This is a genomic window from Asaia siamensis, from assembly GCF_014635085.1.
In the GTDB taxonomy this organism is placed as follows: Bacteria; Pseudomonadota; Alphaproteobacteria; order Acetobacterales; family Acetobacteraceae; genus Asaia; species Asaia siamensis.
In genome coordinates, this window is record NZ_BMCH01000004.1 from 83,493 (window position 1) to 106,264 (window position 22,772).

Annotated in this window: 22 protein-coding genes; 10 read left to right on the plus strand and 12 right to left on the minus strand. The window is 59.9% G+C overall.

Translation table 11 applies throughout. From position 1 onward, the window contains the following. Positions 1-17 precede the first annotated feature (17 nt). Both IEV53_RS08540 and IEV53_RS08545 read right to left on the minus strand, forming a co-directional pair. On the minus strand, positions 18-1,235 hold the full coding sequence (locus tag IEV53_RS08540) for an outer membrane beta-barrel protein (RefSeq protein WP_188426370.1): 1,218 nt from the start codon (positions 1,233-1,235) through the stop codon (positions 18-20). A 225-nt stretch (positions 1,236-1,460) separates the two neighbouring features. Continuing rightward, entirely contained in the window at positions 1,461-1,943 is a 483-nt protein-coding gene (locus IEV53_RS08545; RefSeq protein WP_188426371.1) for a copper chaperone PCu(A)C, read from the minus strand. 74 nt (positions 1,944-2,017) lie between these two features. Here IEV53_RS08545 and nrdR point away from each other — a divergent pair, with 74 nt between their 5' ends. From nrdR to thiL, 3 genes are read left to right on the plus strand one after another with little or no spacing between them, the layout of a single operon-like run. After that, complete coding sequence (gene nrdR, locus IEV53_RS08550) at positions 2,018-2,530, plus strand: transcriptional regulator NrdR (protein WP_188426372.1); 513 nt, start codon at positions 2,018-2,020, stop codon at positions 2,528-2,530. Beyond that, the gene (gene nusB / locus IEV53_RS08555; protein ID WP_188426373.1) at positions 2,527-3,039 is read left to right on the plus strand and encodes a transcription antitermination factor NusB; all 513 of its coding nucleotides are present in this window, start codon (positions 2,527-2,529) and stop codon (positions 3,037-3,039) included. Before nrdR ends, nusB begins: the two co-directional genes overlap by 4 nt. Position 3,040: 1 nt before the next feature. Then, positions 3,041-3,985: a thiamine-phosphate kinase gene (gene thiL / locus IEV53_RS08560; protein WP_188426374.1), complete on the plus strand. Its 945-nt coding sequence runs from the start codon at positions 3,041-3,043 to the stop codon at positions 3,983-3,985. Between the two features lie 62 nt (positions 3,986-4,047). Here thiL and IEV53_RS08565 read toward each other — a convergent pair whose 3' ends face one another. After that, the gene (locus IEV53_RS08565) at positions 4,048-5,112 is read right to left on the minus strand and encodes a hypothetical protein (protein ID WP_229719781.1); all 1,065 of its coding nucleotides are present in this window, start codon (positions 5,110-5,112) and stop codon (positions 4,048-4,050) included. Positions 5,113-5,437: 325 nt separating this feature from the next. Here IEV53_RS08565 and IEV53_RS08570 point away from each other — a divergent pair, with 325 nt between their 5' ends. From IEV53_RS08570 to IEV53_RS08595, 6 genes are all read left to right on the plus strand, one after another. Then, complete coding sequence (locus IEV53_RS08570) at positions 5,438-6,244, plus strand: SDR family NAD(P)-dependent oxidoreductase (RefSeq protein WP_188426375.1); 807 nt, start codon at positions 5,438-5,440, stop codon at positions 6,242-6,244. A 126-nt stretch (positions 6,245-6,370) separates the two neighbouring features. Beyond that, a complete protein-coding gene (gene glk / locus IEV53_RS08575) occupies positions 6,371-7,345 on the plus strand; it encodes a glucokinase (protein ID WP_188426548.1) in 975 nt (324 codons plus the stop codon). 310 nt (positions 7,346-7,655) lie between these two features. Next, positions 7,656-9,002 (plus strand): dicarboxylate/amino acid:cation symporter, encoded by a 1,347-nt coding sequence (locus IEV53_RS08580; RefSeq protein WP_188426376.1) that lies wholly within the window; start codon positions 7,656-7,658, stop codon positions 9,000-9,002. Positions 9,003-9,020: 18 nt separating this feature from the next. Continuing rightward, the gene (locus tag IEV53_RS08585) at positions 9,021-10,547 is read left to right on the plus strand and encodes an alginate export family protein (protein WP_188426377.1); all 1,527 of its coding nucleotides are present in this window, start codon (positions 9,021-9,023) and stop codon (positions 10,545-10,547) included. Between the two features lie 107 nt (positions 10,548-10,654). After that, entirely contained in the window at positions 10,655-11,998 is a 1,344-nt protein-coding gene (locus tag IEV53_RS08590; RefSeq protein WP_188426378.1) for an acyclic terpene utilization AtuA family protein, read from the plus strand. A gap of 3 nt (positions 11,999-12,001) precedes the next feature. Beyond that, on the plus strand, positions 12,002-12,328 hold the full coding sequence (locus tag IEV53_RS08595; RefSeq protein ID WP_188426379.1) for an AtuA-related protein: 327 nt from the start codon (positions 12,002-12,004) through the stop codon (positions 12,326-12,328). A 5-nt stretch (positions 12,329-12,333) separates the two neighbouring features. Here the strand turns inward: IEV53_RS08595 and IEV53_RS08600 are convergent, their stop codons facing one another. Genes IEV53_RS08600 through IEV53_RS08610 form a run of 3 tightly spaced genes read right to left on the minus strand, consistent with a single transcriptional unit; the run spans position 12,334 to position 14,706 of the window. Next, positions 12,334-12,735: a DUF934 domain-containing protein gene (locus IEV53_RS08600; protein WP_188426380.1), complete on the minus strand. Its 402-nt coding sequence runs from the start codon at positions 12,733-12,735 to the stop codon at positions 12,334-12,336. Then, entirely contained in the window at positions 12,722-14,392 is a 1,671-nt protein-coding gene (locus IEV53_RS08605) for a nitrite/sulfite reductase (RefSeq protein WP_188426381.1), read from the minus strand. Before IEV53_RS08605 ends, IEV53_RS08600 begins: the two co-directional genes overlap by 14 nt. Continuing rightward, positions 14,389-14,706 carry a DUF2849 domain-containing protein gene (locus IEV53_RS08610; RefSeq protein ID WP_188426382.1) on the minus strand — a complete coding sequence of 106 codons (318 nt, stop codon included), beginning with the start codon at positions 14,704-14,706 and terminating at the stop codon, positions 14,389-14,391. Before IEV53_RS08610 ends, IEV53_RS08605 begins: the two co-directional genes overlap by 4 nt. A gap of 199 nt (positions 14,707-14,905) precedes the next feature. Here IEV53_RS08610 and IEV53_RS08615 point away from each other — a divergent pair, with 199 nt between their 5' ends. Further along, the gene (locus IEV53_RS08615; RefSeq protein WP_188426383.1) at positions 14,906-15,400 is read left to right on the plus strand and encodes a flavin reductase family protein; all 495 of its coding nucleotides are present in this window, start codon (positions 14,906-14,908) and stop codon (positions 15,398-15,400) included. 23 nt (positions 15,401-15,423) lie between these two features. On the opposite strand, the gene mtnK is transcribed toward IEV53_RS08615, so the two are convergent. From mtnK to alaS, 6 genes are all read right to left on the minus strand, one after another. Further along, entirely contained in the window at positions 15,424-16,617 is a 1,194-nt protein-coding gene (mtnK, locus tag IEV53_RS08620; RefSeq protein WP_188426384.1) for an S-methyl-5-thioribose kinase, read from the minus strand. Beyond that, positions 16,614-17,318, minus strand: a complete 705-nt coding sequence (locus IEV53_RS08625; protein ID WP_188426385.1) for a hypothetical protein — start codon at positions 17,316-17,318, stop codon at positions 16,614-16,616. Before IEV53_RS08625 ends, mtnK begins: the two co-directional genes overlap by 4 nt. Next, positions 17,315-18,295 (minus strand): aldo/keto reductase, encoded by a 981-nt coding sequence (locus IEV53_RS08630; RefSeq protein ID WP_188426386.1) that lies wholly within the window; start codon positions 18,293-18,295, stop codon positions 17,315-17,317. Before IEV53_RS08630 ends, IEV53_RS08625 begins: the two co-directional genes overlap by 4 nt. Before the next feature lie 87 nt (positions 18,296-18,382). Continuing rightward, entirely contained in the window at positions 18,383-19,264 is an 882-nt protein-coding gene (locus tag IEV53_RS08635) for an endonuclease/exonuclease/phosphatase family protein (RefSeq protein ID WP_188426387.1), read from the minus strand. Then, positions 19,233-19,907 carry a carbonic anhydrase gene (locus IEV53_RS08640; RefSeq protein ID WP_188426388.1) on the minus strand — a complete coding sequence of 225 codons (675 nt, stop codon included), beginning with the start codon at positions 19,905-19,907 and terminating at the stop codon, positions 19,233-19,235. The genes IEV53_RS08635 and IEV53_RS08640 overlap by 32 nt, the downstream gene beginning before the upstream one ends. Positions 19,908-20,042: 135 nt before the next feature. After that, positions 20,043-22,694 (minus strand): alanine--tRNA ligase, encoded by a 2,652-nt coding sequence (gene alaS, locus IEV53_RS08645; RefSeq protein WP_188426389.1) that lies wholly within the window; start codon positions 22,692-22,694, stop codon positions 20,043-20,045. Positions 22,695-22,772: the final 78 nt, after the last annotated feature.

The window sequence follows — 22,772 nt, forward strand, 5'->3', positions numbered from 1 at the left end:
CTCCCTGACCCCTGTTGTCAGAAGCCGATCATGGCATCGCCACCGAAGGTGAACATGCCTGTATTGCGGCCATCGTTGAACGGCGAGGTGCCGTTGAGCGAGCGGTCGAAGCGGATTTCGGGGCGCAGGGCGAAAACGCGCACGCCATGACCCAGATCAGGCCGGTAGGTAACGCCCAGCGTCAGCGCACCATAGGTGGTGGCTGGCGCCGTCTGCACCGGAGCATAGCCGCCAAGGAAGGCATTCATGTAAGCTTGGTTCGTCAGGAAGTTGACGACGAACATGCCGCTGTTATCGCGATAGAGCTCGCCGCGATAATTGAAGGTCAGGCTCGGGGTGATCTTGTAGGCGGCAAAAGTGACGACGCTCCAGGTTTCGGCGCGCAGGCCATCATCATGCAGGAAGTTGAATTCGCCCGTCAGGCTCAGCTTGTCATTGACCGTGTAGAAGGCGGCAATGTCATTCCACCAGCGCTGTGCCGTATTGGCACGCGGGCCAATGGCAGCAACCGCGTTTTCAGGTCCGACGCGGGAGAGTTCGGCGATGTTCAGCTTGCCATGGGCGAGGCCGTTCAGGTTGAATCCGAAATACCCGGCTGCGGCATTGTTGTTGTCATTGCGGCCCCATGTGGTCTGGTTGCCGGTATCGACGCCGAAATTGAAATCGAGCATCGGGGTGACATGCCAGTGGAACATGGCGCCGAGATGTTCGAAGGGCACGGAATACTGCGACGTATAGGCCAGTGAGTAGAAGGGACGCAGCGTCGGGTCGAGCACCTCGACGCCCATGGGGGCTGGCAGAATGCCAGCCTGCATGTCGATGCCGCCCTTTGAGAGGATCGGTGCGTGAACATCGACATGGGCCTGAGCCGGGAGAAGCTGGTACCGGTCGCTCGTCATTTTGTTCGACAGGCCGAGCAGGTGGTAATAACGGGCGTCAGAGCCGTAAAGCGCCTCGAGCATGAACCCGACCTGAAATTCGGATTTGGTCGGATCGATGGCCTTGGAGAGGGTGAGGCTGATCTGGTTCAGCTGCGCCTGATTGGCGTGATCGCCAAGAAAATTGCCGAAATTGATGCCGTTATCGGGGCGGGCCGGATTGGCCATGATGCCGCCTTCGATGAGGCCGGAGAGATTGATGCCCTGCAGCCAGGGGTTGGACGCCGTCTTGAACAGGGCGATCTCGGCATGGGCCGATTCCTGCATCGCAGTCGTGGCGGCAAGGATGACCGCCATTGTTGCTGTTGCCCTGCAGCGGTTCTGGATGAGCTGACCTATCAAATTCTTTACCCCTATTCAGAAGGGGTGTTTTCGCCCGTCAGGCCATAGTGAAAACAGAGGCAGGACTTTCCGTTTTTATAGGTATTTCATAGGGGAGAGAATGCGGCTGGTGGTGAGAGCGGGCACGCATTCTCGTATTCCCCATTACAATAGCGTTTCTGCCGAGACGGCATCGCAAGGCTAATCGTGAAGCTTGAAATTGGCCGTGGTGGTGGAGCCGCCGAGATATTTGAAGGTCAGGGGGACAGTGTCACCGATTTTGACCGTGTCCGGAAAATTTCGACAGATCAGGTGATAGCCACCTTCGGGAAACACCATGGTCATGTCACCCGGTATCGTGAAATGCGAGAACAGGCTTGCCGTATGGCTCGTGACTTCCTGCTCGCTGTGGAACGCTTCGATATCGGTGCAATCGGGCGACGTAACGCCAGAGATCAGATGAGCCTCGTGGCCCTTGTTGACGATTGTGAAATAGGCGGCGGCCAGACCGGGGTAATGCGGGGCACGCCGTATCCAGCCATCTATCGTGATGTCGCGATTGGCGTTTTTCTGCCCCGGAAGACTATTATCGTCCGTCTGTGCGCATGCTCCAGACGGGGCAAACGCCGCACCCGTCATGCAAACTGTCACGAGCGTTGCCAGAATAGCTTGCACTCTTTTCACCGATACGCTCCTTTCTGCCCCCGGTCCGTCAGGCCGGGTTCGTGCCATCATCTGCCCATCAGGGGGAAACTCTCATGAATTGTCCGTTCTGCGGCCATGAAGATACGCAGGTCAAGGATAGTCGTTCGACTGATGATGGCGCGGCAATCCGTCGTCGTCGTGTTTGTGCCGGCTGCGCACAGCGATTCACGACAATCGAACGGGTACAGCTGCGTGAACTCGTGGTGACAAAGATGGATGGGCGCCGCGTTCCCTTCGATCGGGACAAGCTGGCACGCTCGATCCGCATCGCGCTGCGCAAGCGCCCGGTCGAGGAAGAGCGGCAGGAGCGCATCGTGAACGGGCTGGTTCGCCAGCTCGAAGCATCGGGCGAGGCCGAAATTTCTTCGTCACGCATCGGCGAATTGGCAATGGATGCATTGCACAGTATCGACGGTGTCGCTTATGTGCGCTTTGCAAGTGTGTATCGTGATTTTCGCGAAGTAGAGGCTTTCTCGAAGCTCCTGACGGATATGCGTCCCGGCGAGGAGGGAGGGCTGCTGCCTGCTCCCGGTGAGCGTGAGAAAGACAAGGAAACAGGACAATGACCGACCAAGCCCAGACCAAGAACCCGCCCAAGCGTTCGCGCACCGTTGCCCGCGTTGCGGCCGTTCAGGCGCTGTTCCAGTGCGAGCAGGGTGGCGAGAATGCCGAGACGGTCATCAATCAGTTCCAGCGCCATCGTCTGGGGTCGAGCCAGGAAGACGGTTTTGAAGAGGGCTATGTGCCCGATGCCGATTTTCGCCTGTTCGGCCTGATCGTCAAGGGCGCGACCCTCGCTCAGGATCGTATCGACGAGGCTCTTGTTGGTGCGCTTCCGGCAAATTGGCCGCTTGCCCGTCTTGACCCCGTGCTGCGGGCTCTGCTGCGCGCAGCTCTGTGGGAGATGGGTGAGGACACACCGGCGCGCGTCGTGATCAATGAGTATCTTGATGTCGCCCATGGTTTCTTTGCAGGTGACGAGGCCCGTCTGGTGAATGGCGTTCTCGACGCTATCAGCAAGAACGGCAACGCCCCAAAAGAGACCGCCGCCCGGAACGAGCCTGACGCTGGCTGAAATGAGCGGCGGCGAGTTCGACTTCATCGAGCGTTTCTTCAAGCCGCTTGCGGGTGAGGGCGCGCTCGGGCTGAGTAACGATGCAGCCCTTTATGATGTGCCGTCAGACAGGCAGCTCATTCTCTCGACCGATACGCTGGTCGAGGCCGTGCATTTTCTGCCGGACGATCCGGCCGAGACGATCAGCCGCAAATTGCTGCGTGTCAGCCTGTCAGACTGCGCGGCGATGGGGGCCGTCCCGAAGGCCTATCTGCTCAATATCAGCCGTCCTGCATCCTTTGACGATTTGTGGTTTGCAAGTTTCAGCACCGGGCTTGCGCTCGATCAGGCCCGGTACGGCGTGCATCTGCTGGGCGGCGATACGACCAGTACACGCGGGCCGCTCGTGCTCGGTCTGACCATTCTCGGCGAGGTGGCGCGTGGCAGATCTGTCAGCCGGGCTGGCGCGGTGGCAGGAGACGATCTCTGGGTGACGGGGACGATCGGTGATGCAGCGCTCGGGTTGCAGGCTCTTCTTGGCGAGCTACCCGACCCGGATGAGTTCCTGACGGGGCGATATCGTCTGCCACAGCCGCGTGTCGGCTTCCCGCTGGGGGATTTTGCCAGTTCAGGCATGGATGTGTCTGACGGGCTGATTCAGGATGCCGGACATCTGGCGCATGAGAGCGGCGTTGCTATTGAGATCAATGCCGAGACCGTTCCCCTCTCGGCGCAGGCCCGCGCGGCGGGTCCTGCCTGGTTCGAGACCTGTCTGACCGGAGGCGATGATTATGAGCTCCTGTTTACAGCGTCCTCGCCACAAGCCGGGCTGATTGAGGAAGCGGGGAGGGCGAGGGGTATCCCGGTGACGCGTATTGGCCGCGTCACGCCCGGTCGAGGCGTGCGTCTGCTCGACGGCGCATATCGCGAGGTCAAGCTGTCACGCCAGGGATGGCAGCATTTCTGAACATTAAAAAAGGCCGCTCCGAAAGGGGCGGCCTTTTTTCTTTTCGAGAGACGACCTTCTTCTCAGGGCGTCGTCTGATCAATCTCTTTTTCGTAGATACGATGGATCTTGTTTGGTTCTGGCACCAGACGCTTGACCAGATTCAGCATCGGCGTGTTGGTGTCGAGGATCCATCCCAGTTCAACCGACTTGTAGGGAAGCGTTGCCCGACGACGGATCAGTTCGTCGATTGCGAGAGACGGCATGAGTGCCCCGAGCAAGGTACCGCGCACCTTATGGGACACGCCAAGCAAGATGACGCGTGCTGATTCGAAGCGATGCGAGAGCAGACGGACGCCGAGCTTTGCCCAGTTGAGGGGGCTTGGCGCGCCATCAATATCGCGCACAATGTCGAAGATATTGGGCACCATCAGCGCCATGGCAGCGGGCTCGCCAGCATGGTCGATCTGCACATAGTGCTCGGGACGCAGAACGAGCTTGAGCTGTTCAATCAGCCCCGTCATTTCGTAAGACTGAAGGGGCACGAAATTATAGGTGCCTGCCCAGGCATCGTTATAGAGTGAACGCAGAACCTCGCCCTGAGCCGTGATCTGCTTTTTCGAGAGATGCGACACCGTCACATCGCCCAGCTTGCCCTGGCCGGGTTTGAGCGCGCCCGGGACGATATGCTTGTCGTCGAGATCGTCTGTGAGGTCGAGCTTAAAGGTGAGCAGATCACGCCCTGTCTCGAAACCATGGGCCTCGATGAGGCTTTGCAATTCAGGCGGGTGCCAGGGGGTGCCAATCATCGGCGCTTCGGTCTGACCTTCGATCATCAGGCCGGATTCACCATGATAGCCAAGGGTCACGGGGCCACGCATACGGGCCATGCCCTGATCACTCAGCCAGAGCTCTGCCGCATCCAGCAGCGCGTTGACGATGGATTTTTCGGGTAGGGCATCGAATGCGCCGAACCAGCCGATTTTCTCATCCCAGGCTTCAAGCGCCTTGCCATCCACAACGGCAGAGATGCGGCCAACAGCCACGCCATTGCGCCATGCCATGAAATAACGAACCGAGGCATGGCGGAAGATGCCATTGCGCTTGGGATCGAGCAGATCATTCTGTTCCATGTCGAGCGGTGGCATGTAACCCGCGCACTCCTTATAGAGGAGGCGAGGGAGCCGGATGAAAAGCTTGAGTTCCTTGCGAGAGATAACCGGCCTTACGGTTATGTCGGAAGCAGAATGCGCAGGGTCAGCAGCGGGAAGCCCGGCGGGATTCATGCTGTCCTGCTCAGCCTCTCGCGGCCTGGCGACGGAGCGGGGAGTGACCACTCGGTCAGCGACAGGGTGGTCGGAGACGATCTGGCGGGAATCTGCTGCGTCCGGCAAGGTAAACTCTCTATTGCGATAGGCCGGTTGGACCTCAAGGCTTGACCGGAACACACCTTAATTGACGAAAGCGCGCTGAATGTCACGTCCAGAACGATTTGCAAAGGGACAGTTTGCACCCGATCATGCCCTTATCACCGGGGCGTCGGGCGGTCTGGGCCGGGCGCTGGCCCTTCATTACGCCCGGACGGGAACCCACCTCACGCTCTGGGGGCGCAACAGGCAGCGTCTCGAGGCCGTTGCATCAGCCTGCAGTCAGCGGGGTAGTACGGTCACTTGTCACGTTCTTGCTCTGGATGACCTCGATGCCGGAATTACCCAGTTCAGACAGGATGATGCCCGCAAGCCTGTCGACCTGCTCGTTCTGAACGCCGGTGTTTCCGATATCCGGCCTGAGGGCGCGTTGACCGAAACGCTTGAGGCGGTGAAAGAGGCCGCGCTCATCAATTATGCTTCCCCGGTCACACTGGCGACCGAGGCCGCCTCGGTCATGGCACCCAGGAAGAAGGGCCGTATCGTGATGATAGGGTCTGTCGCAGCGCATCACGATCTGCCTTTTGCCTCGGCTTATAGCAGCTCCAAAGCCGGTCTTGGGCGCTTTGCTACCTGCCTCCATGCTGCCATGGCGCCTCACAAGGTGGGCGTGACACTGATCGAACCCGGCTACATTGATACCGCGATGAGCCGCAGGCTGGATGGTGCGAGGCCCTTTTTGGTAACGGCCGAAAAGGCAGCGGCCCTCATTGCAGACGCAGCAGCACGGAAAAAGGCCGTGTTGATCTTCCCCCGGCTCTTCAGCCTTCTCAAGCTGGTCTCGATTCTGGTGCCCCGGCCGATTGCTCATCGCCTCCTGCGTCTGGCGCGCGTCAAACAGAAAGCGCTCTGACCGGAAATCATGGTGCCGGGAGTTGACGCAGGCTGGATTGCCTGCGACTGCTTGCCGCAAGAAACGCCTGATCGTCAGCCGGGGCTGGGTCGTATTCAGGCATCTCCTCGCGCAATGGAGCTAGTGATGCAGGATATTGTCACCGTCGATATTGGAGGCACGAACGCGCGTTTTGCGATCGCCAAGGTCGATCAGGGGCGTGTTGTCGAGCTTGGCGAGGCGACTACTCTCCGCACGGCAGATCATGCGAGCCTTGCCCTCGCCTGGGAGGCCTTTGGTCGAACGATTAATCGCGAATTGCCGCGTTATGCCGGTATCGCCATCGCCTGTCCGATTCAGGGCGAGACGCTGAAGATGACCAATAATCCCTGGATCATCCAGCCTGCAATGCTGGCAGAGCGTCTGCATCTCGAAGATTTCACCCTCGTCAATGACTTCGGTGCGGTCGGTCATGCCGTGGCCCAGATCGATGATCAGTATCTCGAGCATCTCTGTGGTCCTGATCGCCCTCTGCCGACCGAAGGGACGACCACCATTGTCGGGCCGGGTACGGGCCTTGGCGCTGCGTGTCTTCTGCGTCGCAAGGGGCAGTATTTCGTTATCGAGACCGAGGGCGGACATATCGACTTTGCCCCGCTCGACGAGTTTGAAGACAAGATCCTGCGCGCTTTGCGCCGTCGTTTCCGCCGTGTTTCGGCTGAGCGCATCGTCTCTGGCCCCGGCCTGACCAATCTCTACGAAATCATCGCCGAGATGCAGGGCCTGCCCATCACCATGCGCGACAACAAGGCGTTGTGGGAAATGGCCATGGAAGGCCGTGATTCGATGGCAGCTGCCGCCCTCGAGCGCTTCTTCCTGTCGCTTGGCGCTGTTGCTGGCGATCTCGCTCTTGCCCATCGTGCACAGGGCGTCGTGATTGCCGGTGGTCTCGGCCTGCGTGTCGCTGACAAGCTGCCGCATTCGGGCTTTGCCGAGCGCTTTGTCGCAAAGGGCCGGTTCGAAAGCATGATGGGGGATATGCCCGTCAAGATCATCACCCATCCGCAGCCGGGTCTCTTCGGCGCTGCTGCTGCCTTTGCCTCGGATCATCCCGAACTCTGAGACGTAACGCGGCAAGAAGGCACTTAACCGCGAGAGAGCGGTAGGGCGTTTTCGCTTCGCTCTCTTAAGTATGGCAGTAGTCATGCAAAGAAATATAAGCGGTTCCCCGTTGAAAGGCCCGGCCTCTGGTCGGGCCTTTTTCGTTGGTCGCTCTTTGGAAAGAACTATCGTTACTTTCCATCAGGAGCGCTTGCCTGTCGTCAAGAAAATGTGCTTTTGCGTCCTGACAGTCTTTGCTTATACCAAAAATAATTACAATAATGTAACCTGAGCGCGGCATTTCAGGCGTGATCGGACATAGAGGCCAGACATGAAAATCGTTCCGACCACAGAAGGGCATGAGCCCGTTCAGGCAGAGGCCAAACGCAAGCCGTTCTATAAGCATACCTATTTTCAGGTTCTGTTCGCAATCGTCGTCGGCTCCCTGATCGGCCATTTTGCCCCCGAAACTGGGCAGGCGCTTCACCCGTTCGGTGATGGCTTCATCCGCCTGGTGAAGATGATCATCCCGCCGGTGATCTTCCTGACGATCGTGACCGGGATTGCTGGCATGCGCGATCTGCGCGCTGTTGCGCGTGTGGCAGGGAAGACCTTTGGCTATTTCCTGTTCTTTTCCACGCTTGCTCTCATCGTTGGGCTGATCACTGCCAATGTCATCCGGCCTGGGGCGGGCATTCATGCCAAGATTGGCGCTGCTGGCGACTACAGCGCCAGTGTCGCAGGCTATATCGGCAAGGCACATGAGAGCAGCATCACCGAGTTCGTGCTGAACATCATCCCCGATACGTTTGTCTCGGCGCTGACGACAGGCAATATCCTGCAGGCCTTGTTCGTCGCCATTCTGACGGGGGTCGGTCTCGCCCTGATGGGCGAGCGTGGCGCGCGTGTTTATGACGTGCTTGAAGAAATTTCGGCGGTTGCGTTTCGTATCGTCGCCATTCTGATGAAGGCGGCCCCGATCGGCGCTTTCGGTGCCATGGCGTTTACTGTTGGCAAATATGGCGCAAGCAGCCTTGCCGATCTCGCCACACTGGTCGTCACCTTCTACCTGACTGCCATCATCTTTGTTGTGGTCATTCTGGGCCTTGTCGGTCGTCTGGCCGGGTTCTCCATCCTACGTCTGATCGCCTATCTCCGCGCCGAGCTGCTGCTGGTTCTGGGCACGTCATCCTCCGAGAGCGCGCTGCCGAGCCTCATGGCCAAGATGGAACAGGCTGGCTGCCCCAAGAGCATTGTCGGACTGGTCGTTCCGATGGGCTATTCGTTCAATCTCGATGGTACGAATATCTACATGACCCTTGCGGCGCTTTTCATCGCGCAGGCTTACGACATTCATCTCAGCTTCGGGCAACAGATCCTGCTGCTTGGCATGGCGATGCTTTCATCAAAGGGCGCAGCCGGTGTGACGGGGGCAGGTTTCATCACTCTGGCTGCCACGCTCTCGATTTTGCCGACCATACCGGTTGCCGGTATCGCGCTCATTCTGGGTGTCGATCGCTTCATGAGCGAATGCCGCAGCCTGACAAACTTCATCGGCAATGCCGTGGCGGCGATTGTCGTGGCGCGATGGGAGGGCGTACTCAATCGCAAGCAACTGGCCCAGGCTCTTGGCGGTCACGCCTCTGGCCTAGCGGCCCCACCTGTCATTCCCGAGTGAGAAACAGGGGCTGAGCCCATGGCAAATCATTATTCGCCTTTCACGCGCCTCCGGCTTCTCGGAGCGGCGACGACCGCTCTTTGCCTGTGGGGCGGGCTATCTTCTGCATTCGCGCAGCAAGGGCATAACCCTGCGCCAGATCCTGCGTCGCAGACGCGCGCGCCTGCTGAACCCGCCGTCAGTACCTATCCTGCGCCCGCAGCGGGCGATGGACTGACGACATCGGGTTATAATCTCTCACGCTGGGCCGAAGACTGGACGAAGATGCGCGACGCAAAGAACCGTCGTGATTTTCTGGATCGTCTGAAGTTCATCCCACTCAACAAGAAGCAGAATATCTATCTGACCTTTTCAGGTGAAATGCGCCTGCGCCTGAACCAGACGAGCAATCCCAATCTGAAGAAAGGGCCTGCCCAGCGTCAGGATATCATGCGCCTTGTCGGCGGTGCTGATCTGCATATCACACGCTATTTCCGCGCATTCGGCGAGCTTGCGCATGGCGGTGTCTCGGGGCCGAATATCGGTGTTCCTGCGGCTAGCATGCGCAACAAACTGCTGCTTCAGCAATATTTCGCCGAAGCTGATGCGCCGTTGCCTGATCTCAATGCAGGGGTGCGGTACGGTCGTCAGGAATTTACGGATGGCGCCAATCTCATGACTTCGCAGCGTGACAATAATACGCTGCGCTTCGTCCTGAACGGCACGCGGTTCTGGCTGCGGGGCAAGAAGCTTCGTGGTGATTTTTTCGATTTTCACTATACGCTGCTCGGGCGGGGGGGCGCGCGGGACGATGTGATCGATCGGGGGATACGCTTCTCCGGAGGTACGGCAGGGATCGTGATCCCCACAAGCTTCATGGGCAAATCCAAACTGTTTCTGGACCCATTTGTCTGGCGTCTTCGCAATCGGCGTGCCGTATGGGGGAGTGGCCCTGCGAGGGAAGACCGTCTGTATTACGGCATGCGTCTGTGGGGCGATGTCGATCGTCTGACTGTCGACTGGGTCGCGAATTACCAGGGTGGCCATTATGACGGTCGGCGCATCGAGGCATTTCAGGTGTTTCTCGCCCAGACCTATCGGCTAGGGTCATCGCGCACGGCACCGCGTATCGGCCTGCATGGCGACTACGCCAGTGGTGGCGGGGCGTTCGGCAAGGGAACGTTGCGCAACGCCCTCGCTCCCTTTGGTAACAATATCTACTACAGCTATCAGCTCTTTCTGACGCCGACCAATCTGATCGCCCTGGCGCCAAATATCACGGTCTCGCCCATCGAGAGTCTGCGTCTGACCGTCGAGCACCAGTTTGCTTGGCGGGCAAGCCTGACAGATGCTGTCTATCGTGCCAATGGCACGGCATTTTCCGGCACGCAAAAGACCCATGCGCGTCGTGTCGCGCAGGCCACCCGTGTGCAGGGTGTCTGGACCTGGACACCGCGATTGAGCTTCACCGGGCGATATGAGCATCTTCAGGCTGGCCCGGCACTGACGCGTGCTGGCTATACCAGCTCCGATTTTGTGGCGGGCTGGGCGAATTATCGCTTCTGAAAGGTACCTCGCCAGAGTTTGAATGCGCCAAAGGGCCTCCCTGACCGTTGACCTCAGGAAACGCCGTTATCAAGACGGCTGGTTTCCAAGCCTCGGAAAGAAGGTGCATGAAAAAGATTGTAAAAATCGCGGCAGGAGCGGGGTTTTCATCCGATCGCATCCTGCCGGCGCAGGATCTCGCAGAGCGCGCAGACATCCATTATCTCGTTTTCGAATGTCTGGCCGAGCGCACCATCGCGCTTGCCCAGCGTGAAAAGCAGAGCCATCCCGAACTTGGCTATAATGAGTGGCTGGAAGACAGGATGCTGGCCTGTCTTGCGCCTTGCCATCGGCGCGGCATTACCATCATCACCAATATGGGGGCGGCAAACCCGCAAGCGGCGGGAGCAAAGATCGCCGAGGTCGCACGGCGACTGGGTTTGCGCGGTCTGAAGATCGCCGTCGTTACAGGTGATGATGTTCTGGACGCGTGCAAAGCGGTCGATTACCCGCTGATGGAACGCAGTGCGACGCTCTCTTCACTGGGAGCGACAATCGTCTCGGCCAATGCCTATACCGGCTCCGAGGCTGTGGTGGCAGCGCTGCGCATGGGGGCCGATGTGATCGTGACCGGACGTATCGCCGACCCGTCGCTCTTTCTGGCGCCTCTGATTCACGAATTCGACTGGGACCCGGAAGACTGGGATCTGATCGGCAAGGGTATCCATATGGGGCATCTGCTCGAATGCAGTGCCCATGCAACCGGCGGATATTTTGCCGATCCGGGTTTCAAGGACGTGCCTGACCCGGCCCGCATCGGCTTTCCAATTGCAGAAGTCGAGGCCGATGGCAGTTTCATCGTGACCAAGCTGCCGGGGAGCGGAGGTATGGTGACGCCGCGGACGCTGAAAGAGCAGACGCTCTACGAGGTGCATGATCCGGCCCATTATCCAACAGCCGATTGCGTGGCTGATTTCAGTCAGGTGCAGTTCGAACAGATCGCTGCGGACAGGGTTCGCGTTACCGGGGCGCAGGGTCATCCAAGGCCCGAATGCTTCAAGGTTTCAGTCGGTTATGTCGACAGCTATATCGGCGAGGGGCAGATCGGCTATTGCGGCCCGAATGCTCTCGCAAGAGCGCAACTGGCTCTTGAAATGGTGCGTCAGCGTCTGATCGATGCCGGTGTCGAAGCGACGGAAGACCGTTTTGAGCTGATCGGCGTCAACGCAGTGCGCCGTGGGGTGCGTATCGCCCCTGTTTTCGAGCCGGAGGAGGTTCTCATTCGCGTGGCCTGTCGTACGGCCGACATGCGCATGGCCCGGCGCGTCGGGCATGAGGTCGAGGCGCTCTGGCTCAATGGTCCCGCAGGCGGGGGTGGCGCAAGGCGAAGCGCAAATGAGGTGCTGGCTATCGTCTCGGTCCTGATACCGCGTGAGCTTGTTCGTACCGTCGTCGATTATCTGGAGAGTTGAGCCATGATCCTGCATGACATCGCCCATGCCCGCGCGGGCGACAAGGGCAATATTTCCGACATCTCGGTGATCGCCTATGAGCCCGAAGATTACGAGTTTCTGCGTCTTTATGTGACGTCAGAGCGGGTGAGGGCCCATTTCGGAAGCATGGTGAAGGGACGCGTGGAGCGCTTCGAGGTACCCGCGCTGGCTGCCCTGAAATTCGTTCTGCACGATGCGCTTGAGGGTGGGGTCACGCGTACCCTGAATCTCGACATTCATGGCAAGAGCCTCAGCTCGTCGCTGCTTGCCATGACATTGCCGGATCGACACCGTTCAGATCTGCGCTGAGGAAATCAGCGCAGCCCGAGCCGGGTCTGATAGGTGACGGGAAAGAGCGACAGCGCCTTCAACCAGGGCGTCGTGTCGGCGTCGTCTTCGAGAAGGACACAATCGACACCGCATGTGCGCAGGAATTGCGCCTGATCGGGGATCAGATGGCCTTCAGCGCGTATCTCACCGGCGAAGCCATAATACTCGCGCAACGCACGCGCCTGGGTAAAGCCGCGCCCGTCACGGAAGATCGGGAAGCTGACGATAATCAGGTCGAGATGATCGAGCGCCGTACCAAGCGTCTCGACATCGAATTCCGGTGTCAGGCGAATGGCGCGTGTCGTCTCGGTCATCTCGGCAACCGGTATAATCTCGAGACTCGCCGGGGCCGGATGCCGGGCCGGAGCGAGATCAAACTGTTTCATAGGCTGCTTCCTTGAAGGGGGCGTCGCCGAGACGTGTCAGCGTATCGAGAAACTGCTCACCCTTTTCACGCACACTCAGATAACGATCGACGATGCGGGCGATGGCATCGACCATGTCGTCTTCGGGCAGAGCCGCCCCTAGAATATCGCCGGTGCGGGAGAGTGCGTCATCGCGCCCGCCCAGCGTGATCTGGAAGAATTCCTCGCCGCGCTTGTCGACCCCAAGCAGGCCGATATGCCCGACATGATGATGTCCACAGGCATTGATGCAGCCGGAGATATTGATGCGCAGCTTGCCAATTTCTTCCTGCAGCGCATTATCGCCAAAGCGCGCGCTCAGTTTCTGCGCAATCGGGATCGACCGGGCATTGGCCAGCGCGCAGTAATCAAGGCCGGGGCAGGCGACGATATCGCCAATCAGCTCATGATTTGCGTCACCGAGCCCGATGGCGTTGAGTGCCTGCCACAGCTTCAGCAGGCGATCCTGCGCCACATGGGCCAGAACCACATTCTGAAGATGGGTGATCCGGAGCTCGCCAAACGAAAACTGGTCTGCCAGATCGGCAAGGCGGTCGAGCTGGTCTGAGGTCGCATCGCCAGGAATGCCGCCGGCTGGCTTGATCGATACCGTCACCGCAATGCGACCCGGTGCGAAATGCGGATGGGTATTGCTGCGCACCCAGCGATCAAAGGCAATGTCGTTCTGACGGTCTGCCTTGAGGCGTGATTCGGCATCGGGGGATGCCGTCAGATCAGGTGCTGCGAAACGGGCCTTGATGGCGGCGACCGTCTCGGGGTCGAGGCGATAATGCTCAGGGTTCATCAGCGACAATTCATGCTCGACAGCCTTGCGATAGCCGTCGATGCCGAGCGCCTGAACGAGAATCTTGATGCGCGCCTTGTAGATGTTATCGCGGCGGCCATAGGCGTTGTAGACGCGCAGTGCCGCTTCGAGCGTCATCAGCAGGTCGGCTTCCGGCACGGAGTCGAAAAGCTCATGTCCCACCAGAGGTGTGCGTCCCAGACCACCCCCGACGAAGATGCGAAAGAGCGGTCCGTTTTCGCCCGGGCGCGCAAGAATGCCGATATCATGAAAGCGCGCGGCCACACGGTCATGCGGGCTGCCGGAAATGGCGATCTTGAATTTGCGCGGCAGGAACGTGAATTCGGGATGCAGCGTCGACCACTGGCGCAGGATCTCGGCATGGACGCGCGGGTCCATCAGCTCGTCTGCGGCGGCGCCGGCAAACTGGTCGCAGGTCACGTTGCGTATGCAATTGCCGCTGGTCTGGATGGCATGCATGTCGACATCAGCGAGCTGCCGCAGGATTTCGGGCGTTTCCTCGAGCTTGATCCAGTTGAACTGGATGTTCTGCCTGGTGGTGAAATGGCCGTAATCGCGGTCATAGCGCCGGGCGATATGGGCGAGTTTGCGCATCTGGCGCGAGTCGAGCACACCATAGGGTATGGCGACGCGCAGCATATAGGCGTGAAGCTGAAGATAGAGACCATTCATCAGCCGCAGGGGCTTGAATTCGTCTTCTGTCAGATCGCCGCTGAGGCGACGCTGAACCTGCCCCTCGAATTCGGCAATGCGCGAGGCGAGAAACTCACGATCTGCCGTCTGATACTGGTAGAGTCCGACTGGCGCATTCATGCGTTCAACTCCGTAGCAAATTGCGGATGAACTGTCGGGCCGAAAGCCCTGATCCGCTCCCTGACACTGACCGGTGCGGCTATTGCACCGGGCCTTACCACAACCTCATACACACCCACGACACCATCGTTCTGGGCCGATTTTGTGGCAGCATCGAGTGCCGATTCGTATTCCTCGGGCGAGAGAATGGCAGCATGGGCGATGGAGCGCTGCCAGCTGCCATTGGCATCGCGCCAGACGATCAGCCCATCGAGCAGTCTGTTGGCCGTCAGCACGAGTGCCTCGCCAGCGCCTATGCGTATCGCCCGTTTCATGATCGCTCCCGCCTTGTTTGAGCTTTTCACTGCGTGGTTTATAAACTATCCACGATGATCGTGTGTTTATATCACAGGAAACCGTGGCGGGAGCAAGGCGCTAATCCACGCTCCTGTTCAGGAAATTGCGCTTTCGCCTCTTGCGGCGGGGGAGAATTGCCGCATACCGGACCTGTTAACCCAGCGTGGAGCCGAGACGATGCCTGAACGTCCCCCCTTGTCGAAAGAAATTTTTCGCGATGCCATGGCGCGTCTTGCCAGCGCCGTCACGATCATCACCACGGATGGCGAAAACGGACGCCACGGTTTTACCGCCTCGGCCGTATGCAGTGTCTCGGATGATCCGGCGACCCTTCTGGTCTGCGTCAATCGTACGGCATCGACTCATGCGCATCTGGTGCGCCACGGCTTGCTGGCCATCAATATCCTGACCCACGATCAGGAATCGCTTTCCACCCTGTTCGGAAGCTCGCGCTACGACATGGAGACGCGTTTCGCTGCCGGACGGTGGCGCACCGGCGAGATCGGTATGCCGCTGCTTGAGGGGGCGCTTGTCTCACTTGAATGCCGCATCAGCCTCACGCAGGAAATCGGCACCCATAGTGTGTTCTTTGTCGAACCGCTCTGCGCGGAATTCACCCGTGAGGAAGCTTCCGGTCTGGTCTGGTTCGACCGCGCCTATCGCCGGGCCTGATCCGACGGCAGGCGCATAGCCTGTCAGATCTGATCGAGAAGTGCCTCGATTGTGTCGATCTGGAAGGCTTTCTGGATGAGAGAGCGCCCTGTCAGCAGGGCACGACGACGCGCCTCGATTTCGCTCTCACGGTCTGATCCGGCCTCGTAATCGGCGATCTGTGCAAAGCCGATCGTGCGTCTGATCAGTTCGAGCCCTGCAAAACCGGCGCAATCATGCAGGATCTGCTGGAAGAAGCGTGTCCGTTCGGCGGCGCAGGAGGCGGGTCTGGTCAGTGAGGCCATATCCCCGCGCTGTGCGCCTGCCTCCCAGCGCTCCAGATAGGCGCGCCGGAAACTCGACCAGAGCAGCGCGATTTCATCGCGCATCCAGTCATCATGCTCTGGCTGGGCGTAGGCGTTCATCGCCAGATTGGCAAGAAACATTCCCAGATCGAAGCCTATAGGCCCGTAAAGCGCAAATTCGCCGTCGATCACGCGCACATCATCGCCCGAAATCATAACTGAGCCGGTATGCAGATCGCCATGAAGCAGGGCCTGGCTGCTTGAGAGAAAGCGCTCCTGCATTCGCTCGACGGCTGCGTGAAGCGCGCTGTCTGTCTGGAGTGACTCGACCAGATCGTCGAGTTCGGGGCTGATCCACCGATTGCGAGGGCAGTCGGTGCGATAGGGGTCGGTCAGAACCAGATCGACGGTGATGCGTGTCAGCGCCAGATTGCGGGAAAACAGATCGCGCAGCGCATAGACGTCCTCGAAGGCGAGAGCCCGCCATGAGGTGGCATAGCTTGCATGGCCGACAAATTCGCCGATACGCGCGGCAAACCCGGCAGGCGCCACACCGGCGATCAGCGCATTGCGCAGGACATGATGGGTGGAAAGGTTCTCCATCACGATAAGGAAGAGTCCTTCATCGAGATGATAAAGCTCCGGGATCTGATGGCCCACAGCAGGGCTGAGTGCCTGCATCCAGCGTGCCTCGAACAGGGTGCGCTCAAGCGGCATGGCCCAGGCCGGGTCGACGCGGACATAGGGCAGCGATTGCTTGCAGCAGACGCTTCCCGCCGGGCCGGAGACAATGAAGACCGTGTTCAGATTGCCATCACTGACCTCGCGAGCGGTCCAGTCGGCCGCATTGCCGCCGAGCCGGGTTTGTATGGGGGCAAGGGAAGAGAGGTAGTCGATCAGTGTCGAGGCGGTGAGGGGGCGGTAGGCGCTCATGGGGCAAGACGCTCCAGCAGGGCGCGCGTCGTGGGAAGTACGCGCGATGTGAGAGGGGCGATCTCGTGCCAGGGGTGGCACTCGAGCGCGTCATATTCGTCATTGGCGCGGGCGCGCCAGGCGGTCTGTATGGCGGCGAAACCCAGACTGGTCCGGATGGCAAATCCGAGATCGACGATATGGGTGGTGTCGTGCTCGCAGGCGAGAAAAGGCCCGCTGATGCTTACGGCCTCGCCAAGGCCGATTTCCTCTTCCAGTTCCGCGAGAAGCTGCGCTTTCAGATCAATCGTTTTGTCACCGGGCCGCGCCTCGACACTGCCGGCGGGCACCCCCTGCCAGTAGCCGGGCAGATAGAGCGATTTAGGGTTCCGACGACCCAAAACGACACCTTCAGGGCAAATCAGCAGGGCGGTTACGGCCAGTGAGCGCAGGCGCAACTGTGCGGCAAGCTCGGGAGACCGCATCTGGGCGAGAACCCATCGATATTCGCACCAGAACCCTGATAGGGTGTTCTCAGTCAGATCCGAAAGGCAGAAAACACGTCCGTTATACAGCCCGGGGTGTTTCTGCCGCGTCTCCTGCCAGATGGCTTCTATGCCTTGCTCCAGTACCCGATCGCTCACTGTCGGCGGCTCGTGACAGGTGACAGCGATATCGGATGAGAGGGTGGTCAGGGTCCAGTTTTGCGTGATCGGGTTCATGACTGACCTTCATGGGCGGCAAGCAGGGCGTTGAGTTCAGCAAAAAGATCGTCGGAGAATTTGCCCGCGCAGGAGCGGGCGTTGTCCTGCATCTGTGCCACCGATGTAGCGCCTGCGATGATGCTGCCCACAGCCTCGTGCCGGAGCAGCCATCCGAAAGCCAGATCGACCAGACTGACTTCATGGCGCTGCGCGAGGGCCGCGAGTGCATCGAGCAGCTCCCATACCGGGGCGCCTTGATAGCGGTCCTGAAGATAGGTCCAGGCCGCCAGACGCGACCCTGAAGGCGGCGGCGTATCTTTTCGGTATTTCCCTGTGAGCATACCCGAGGCAAGCGGGAAATAGGGAAGCAGCCCGAGACCGAACTGTCTGAGCGCAGGCAGGAGATCGGTCTGTGCCTTGCGGTCGAGAAGGGATAGCTCATCCTGACAGGAGATGATCCCCGCCAACCTGTCACGTCGGGCAATATGGCAGGCATCGACCACCTGCCACGCAGGCAGGTTCGAGACGCCCGCATACCGTATCTTGCCTGCGCGAGTCAGATCATCGAACGCGTGGAGTGTCTCTTCCAGCGGCGTATGCGGATCGGGGCAGTGCAGCTGGTAAAGGTCGATCCAGTCGGTCCGCAGCCGCTTCAGACTCGCTTCGACTGCCCGCATGATGTAGCGGCGTGACGCCCCGGAGGCATGGCCAGACGGATCGGGACCCGAAACCATGCTCATGCCGAATTTCGTCGCAATGACAGCGTTGGTGCGTTTGCCTGCAAGCGCGGCGCCGAGCGCTTCTTCCGACGCTCCGGCATGGGCATCGCGACGTCCATACACATCGGCGACGTCGAAAAATGTTACCCCCAGATCGAGCGCGGCATCTACGAGATGGCAGGACTGGGCCTTGTCGATACGACCGCCCAGATTATTGCAGCCAAGGCCAAGTTCCGACACGATCAGGCCAGACTGCCCGAGAGAGCGATAGCGCACATCAGCCTCCTCAATTTCCGAACCAACTCTAGATCAGGCGAGGCCGCACGCAAAATCTCGCAGCGTCAAGGCTATCGAAAAGCCGGTTCAGGGCAGATCCAGCCGGACAGAAACAGGGCAGTGATCGGACAGGGTCAGACCGGATTCTTCCGGTCGGTAGGTAAGAACGCGCAGACTATCCCTGACGAGCCATTTCCTTGCCGGACCGCCAAGAAGGATATGATCGATAAAGTAATTGCCGCCCTCGCATGGATTGGCAAATCCGCTGGTCACCAGAACCGGGTCGATGCCCTGTATCATGTGCAGATAATAGGGATCATGCACGGTGAGGCGCCGATTGAAATCACCGAGAACGGCATAGGCCTCGCCTTCATCGTCGCGTTCGGTCATCCAGTTGGCGATCAGATCGATCTGTTCACGCAGGATCGGGCAGGCATGTCCATTTTCCTTCCATGTCCTGTCCCAGCATCCCGATTTGAGATGCACGACCAGCAGACGAAGGATTTGTGTCCCATTGGTGATGGTCACATCGAGGCCAGGGCGCAGGGCATGGCCGCCATGCGAGGGAGAGCGGTCGAAGTCACGCAGTTCCTCGTGGGCAACCATTCGCCAGGGCGGATGCAGGACGAGCCCGATATTCTGGGCAATTGGCGCCGTGGTGAGAAGCCGCGTGTCGTCAGGTGAGGGGAAGAGCCGCCTGAGTGCGGCTTCGTCACTGACTTCCTGAACCGCCACGATATCGGCGTTCAGGCGATGGGCAATATCCGAAAGGGCGGCCCAGTCACGGGTGCCACGATGAGGAATATTGGCTGGTAGTTGAGGGGCGGACGCGGGGAGAAGCGTCAGCCAGTCAAGATTCCATGTGGCAATCTTGACGGGGGCCGCTTCCGCCGCATGGGACAGAGCCCATACGGCGAAAAACAGGCAGTAACGAAGCTTAGACGGTGATGCCGAGATCGCCGAGAACATCGCGTACCGTGCGTTCCTTGCGCGACTGTTCATCGATCACGACAACCTGGCCGGTGCCGATGTCATAGAACCAGCCCTGAAGGGCGAGCTCGCCTGCAGCTAGACCACCGACAACGGCAGGATGGGTGCGCAGATGGGCGAGCTGGAGCAGGACGTTCTGCTGTGCGAGTTCGCGCACTGTCTCCGGACCGGCATCTTCTGCCTTGAACGGTCCGAGTGCGGCGCGCGCGGCTTCGGCATTGCGCAGCCAGCGCTGCACTGTCGGCATGGCATCGAATTTCGGATTATTCAGGTCGCACAGGGCACCCATCGCACCGCAATTGGAGTGACCGCAAACGACGATATGCTTCACCTTGAGCACCAGCACGGCATATTCGATGGCCGAGGATACGGCCCCGAGCATTTCGCCATGCGGAGGGACGATATTGCCGACATTGCGCACGATGAACAGGTCACCCGGAGCAGTCTGGGTGATCATGCTCGGGTTGATACGGCTGTCGGAGCAGGTGATGAACAGGGTGGAAGGCGACTGGCCTTCGGCAAGGCTCTCGAAGAGCTCACGGTGCTCTTCGTAAACCTCGTCGTCGAAATGCTGCACGCCCTTGAGCAGGGTGATCAAGCTGTTTTCGATTTCGCTTTTCATCGAGACCTCATCTGAAAAAGGGATGTGGCTTGCTGTGAGTTTTACGCCACACCTGGAACTCAGATAGCTTCGATGCCGTGGATTTGATGAGGTGTCCATGCCGGATCGGCATGGTTCACCCTTTGTCATGAAGCCTCAGGCAGAAAGCGTTTTTCTGAGTGAATCGAAAACTGCCTCGCTATTGGCCTGCGGCCCACCGGCCTGCGCCATGTCGGGACGGCCGCCGCCGCCCTTGCCGCCCATCTCGGCCGAGGCCAGACGCACCAGATCTACCGCGCTGAAACGGTCATTCAGATCCTTGGTGACGGCCACGACAACGCTGCCTTTGCCCTCGGCCGTCGAGATCAGCGCGACGACGCCGCTTCCGATCTGCTTGGTGATGGCTTCAGCAACGTTCTTCAGCTCGCGTGGGGCCACATCGCCAAGGTCACGCGGCACGAAGGTGATGCCATTGATGGTCTCGCTGGCCGAATCGGCCTGACCAGTGGCGAGGCGCTTCTGTAGCTCCGACACCTGACGCTCGAGCGCGCGGCGTTCCTCAACCAGCGCGGCCAGACGGTCGGGTGCCTCGGCCACAGTCGCCTTGAGCAGGTCAGCCATGCGACGCAACCGCTCGTCTGCCTCGATCGCCAGACGGTCAGCAGCGACGCCACAGACCGCCTCGATACGGCGCACACCAGCCGAAACGCCGCTCTCCGAAACAATGCGGAAGGGGCCGATCTCGCCTGTGCGACCCACATGGGTGCCGCCACAGAGCTCGATCGAATAGGCGCCACGCGATTCGTCGCCCAGCCCCATGGAGACTACGCGCACCTCATCGCCATATTTCTCGCCAAACAGTGCCATGGCGCCTTCTGCCACGGCGGTTTCGGGCGTCATGATGCGTGTCTCGACGGCGCTGTTCTCGCGAATGCGGGCATTCACCTCGCGCTCGACCAGTGCCAGCTCTTCTGCCGTGATGGGGCGGGGCTGCGACACGTCGAAGCGCAGGCGCTCCGGCGCATTGAGGCTGCCCTTCTGGGCGACATGATCGCCAAGCTGGCGACGCAGCGCCTCATGCAGCAGATGGGTGGCCGAGTGATGACCACGGACCGCCTGACGACGGGTATGGTCGATTTCTGCCGTTACCGACATGCCCGGGCGCAGCGTGCCCTCGACCACACGGCCGTAATGCACCAGCAGGTCGCCATTGCGCTTCATCGTGTCCGTAATCTCGACACGTACGCCTTCGCCCACCAGCACACCGTGATCGCCAACCTGACCACCGCTTTCGCCGTAGAAAGGCGTCTGGTTGAGCAGGACAGCAACCTCGTCACCCGAAGCGGCACTGTCGCTTTCGATGCCAGATTTTGCAATCAGAAGAACCTCGGCGTCGCTCTTTTCCGAGCTGTAACCAAGGAATTCCGAGGCGCCGAAACGTTCGCGGGCGTCGAACCAGATGGTCTCTGCGGCGGCATCGCCTGAGCCAACCCAGGCGGCGCGGGCGCGGGCGCGCTGTTCGGCCATGGCGGCTTCGAACCCGGCGACGTCGACCGTGCGGCCCTGTTCGCGCAGTGCATCCTGCGTGAGGTCAAGCGGGAAGCCGAATGTATCATAGAGCTTGAAGGCCACATCGCCCGGCAGGGCGCCGCCTTCGGCGACGCGCGCCGTCTCGTCTTCGAGCAGCGACATGCCGCGCTCGAGCAGGGCGGTAAAGCGTTCTTCCTCACCCTTCATGGTCTCGGCGATGAGCGACTGATGCTGCACCAATTCCGGATAGGCAGAGCCCATCTGGCGGATCAGCGCGGGGAGAAGGCGATAGAACACCGGCTCGGTGGCGCCCAGACGCTGCAGATGGCGCATGGCGCGGCGCATGATGCGACGCAGCACATAGCCGCGACCGTCCTTGGAGGGCATGACGCCATCGGCAATCAGGAAGGCTGTCGAGCGCAGATGGTCGGCCACCACGCGATGGCTGGCGCGCAGCGACCCATCAGGATCGGTGCTGAGCGCGTTGGCGGTCGCCTCGACAAGGCTGCGCAATACGTCTGTGTCATAGACATCGCGCTTGCCCTGCATGACGGCGGCAAAGCGTTCGAGACCCATGCCCGTATCGATCGAGGGTCGCGGCAGAGGCGCGCGCGTGCCTGGAGGCCCTTCGAGATACTGCATGAAGACGAGATTCCAGATCTCGACGAAACGATCACCGTCCTCTTCCGGCGAGCCCGGAGGGCCACCCCAGACATCGGGTCCGTGATCGAAGAAGATTTCCGAGCAGGGGCCGCAGGGGCCGGTATCGCCCATGCGCCAGAAATTATCGGCTGTCGGAATGCGGATGATCTTTTCTTCCGGCAGGCCGGCGATCTTGCGCCAAAGACCTGCGGCTTCCTCATCCTCGGCATAGACCGTGGCCAGCAGCTTTTCCTTGGGGAGGCCATAGCCCTTGGTCAGTAGGTTCCAGGCGAACTCGATCGCTTCGGCCTTGAAATAGTCGCCAAAGGAGAAATTGCCGAGCATTTCGAAAAAGGTCAGGTGGCGGGCGGTATAACCCACATTGTCCAGATCGTTATGCTTGCCGCCTGCGCGGACGACCTTCTGGGCGGTCGTGGCGCGGGAATACGGGCGGGTTTCCTGCCCGGTGAACACGTTCTTGAACGGCACCATGCCAGCATTGGTGAAGAGCAGGGTCGGGTCGTTCTGCGGCACCAGCGAGGCCGAGGGAACGATCTTGTGGCCATGGTCTCCGAAATACTTCAGAAACGCGCTGCGCAGCTCATTTGTTGTGGTGTTATGGATCGAAGTGGTCATGGCGCGAGCAGAAAATCCCGATTGCGGCGTGAAGATGGCATCTCCACTAGAGCAAAGAGACCGCAAAGGGAATGTTTT

What these genes read in the sequence shown, in the direction of transcription:
- IEV53_RS08580 (WP_188426376.1), top strand. Translation starts at nt 7,656, where the DNA reads ATGAAAATCGTTCCGACCACAGAAGGGCATGAGCCCGTTCAGGCAGAG.
- IEV53_RS08570 (WP_188426375.1), top strand. Translation starts at nt 5,438, where the DNA reads ATGTCACGTCCAGAACGATTTGCAAAGGGACAGTTTGCACCCGATCAT.
- thiL (WP_188426374.1), top strand. Translation starts at nt 3,041, where the DNA reads ATGAGCGGCGGCGAGTTCGACTTCATCGAGCGTTTCTTCAAGCCGCTT.
- mtnK (WP_188426384.1), bottom strand. Translation starts at nt 16,617, where the DNA reads ATGAGCGCCTACCGCCCCCTCACCGCCTCGACACTGATCGACTACCTC.
- nrdR (WP_188426372.1), top strand. Translation starts at nt 2,018, where the DNA reads ATGAATTGTCCGTTCTGCGGCCATGAAGATACGCAGGTCAAGGATAGT.
- IEV53_RS08635 (WP_188426387.1), bottom strand. Translation starts at nt 19,264, where the DNA reads ATGTTCTCGGCGATCTCGGCATCACCGTCTAAGCTTCGTTACTGCCTG.
- IEV53_RS08625 (WP_188426385.1), bottom strand. Translation starts at nt 17,318, where the DNA reads ATGAACCCGATCACGCAAAACTGGACCCTGACCACCCTCTCATCCGAT.
- alaS (WP_188426389.1), bottom strand. Translation starts at nt 22,694, where the DNA reads ATGACCACTTCGATCCATAACACCACAACAAATGAGCTGCGCAGCGCG.
- IEV53_RS08615 (WP_188426383.1), top strand. Translation starts at nt 14,906, where the DNA reads ATGCCTGAACGTCCCCCCTTGTCGAAAGAAATTTTTCGCGATGCCATG.
- IEV53_RS08540 (WP_188426370.1), bottom strand. Translation starts at nt 1,235, where the DNA reads ATGGCGGTCATCCTTGCCGCCACGACTGCGATGCAGGAATCGGCCCAT.
- IEV53_RS08640 (WP_188426388.1), bottom strand. Translation starts at nt 19,907, where the DNA reads ATGAAAAGCGAAATCGAAAACAGCTTGATCACCCTGCTCAAGGGCGTG.
- IEV53_RS08605 (WP_188426381.1), bottom strand. Translation starts at nt 14,392, where the DNA reads ATGAATGCGCCAGTCGGACTCTACCAGTATCAGACGGCAGATCGTGAG.
- IEV53_RS08585 (WP_188426377.1), top strand. Translation starts at nt 9,021, where the DNA reads ATGGCAAATCATTATTCGCCTTTCACGCGCCTCCGGCTTCTCGGAGCG.
- IEV53_RS08610 (WP_188426382.1), bottom strand. Translation starts at nt 14,706, where the DNA reads ATGAAACGGGCGATACGCATAGGCGCTGGCGAGGCACTCGTGCTGACG.
- glk (WP_188426548.1), top strand. Translation starts at nt 6,371, where the DNA reads ATGCAGGATATTGTCACCGTCGATATTGGAGGCACGAACGCGCGTTTT.
- IEV53_RS08590 (WP_188426378.1), top strand. Translation starts at nt 10,655, where the DNA reads ATGAAAAAGATTGTAAAAATCGCGGCAGGAGCGGGGTTTTCATCCGAT.
- IEV53_RS08595 (WP_188426379.1), top strand. Translation starts at nt 12,002, where the DNA reads ATGATCCTGCATGACATCGCCCATGCCCGCGCGGGCGACAAGGGCAAT.
- IEV53_RS08600 (WP_188426380.1), bottom strand. Translation starts at nt 12,735, where the DNA reads ATGAAACAGTTTGATCTCGCTCCGGCCCGGCATCCGGCCCCGGCGAGT.
- nusB (WP_188426373.1), top strand. Translation starts at nt 2,527, where the DNA reads ATGACCGACCAAGCCCAGACCAAGAACCCGCCCAAGCGTTCGCGCACC.
- IEV53_RS08565 (WP_229719781.1), bottom strand. Translation starts at nt 5,112, where the DNA reads ATGCCACCGCTCGACATGGAACAGAATGATCTGCTCGATCCCAAGCGC.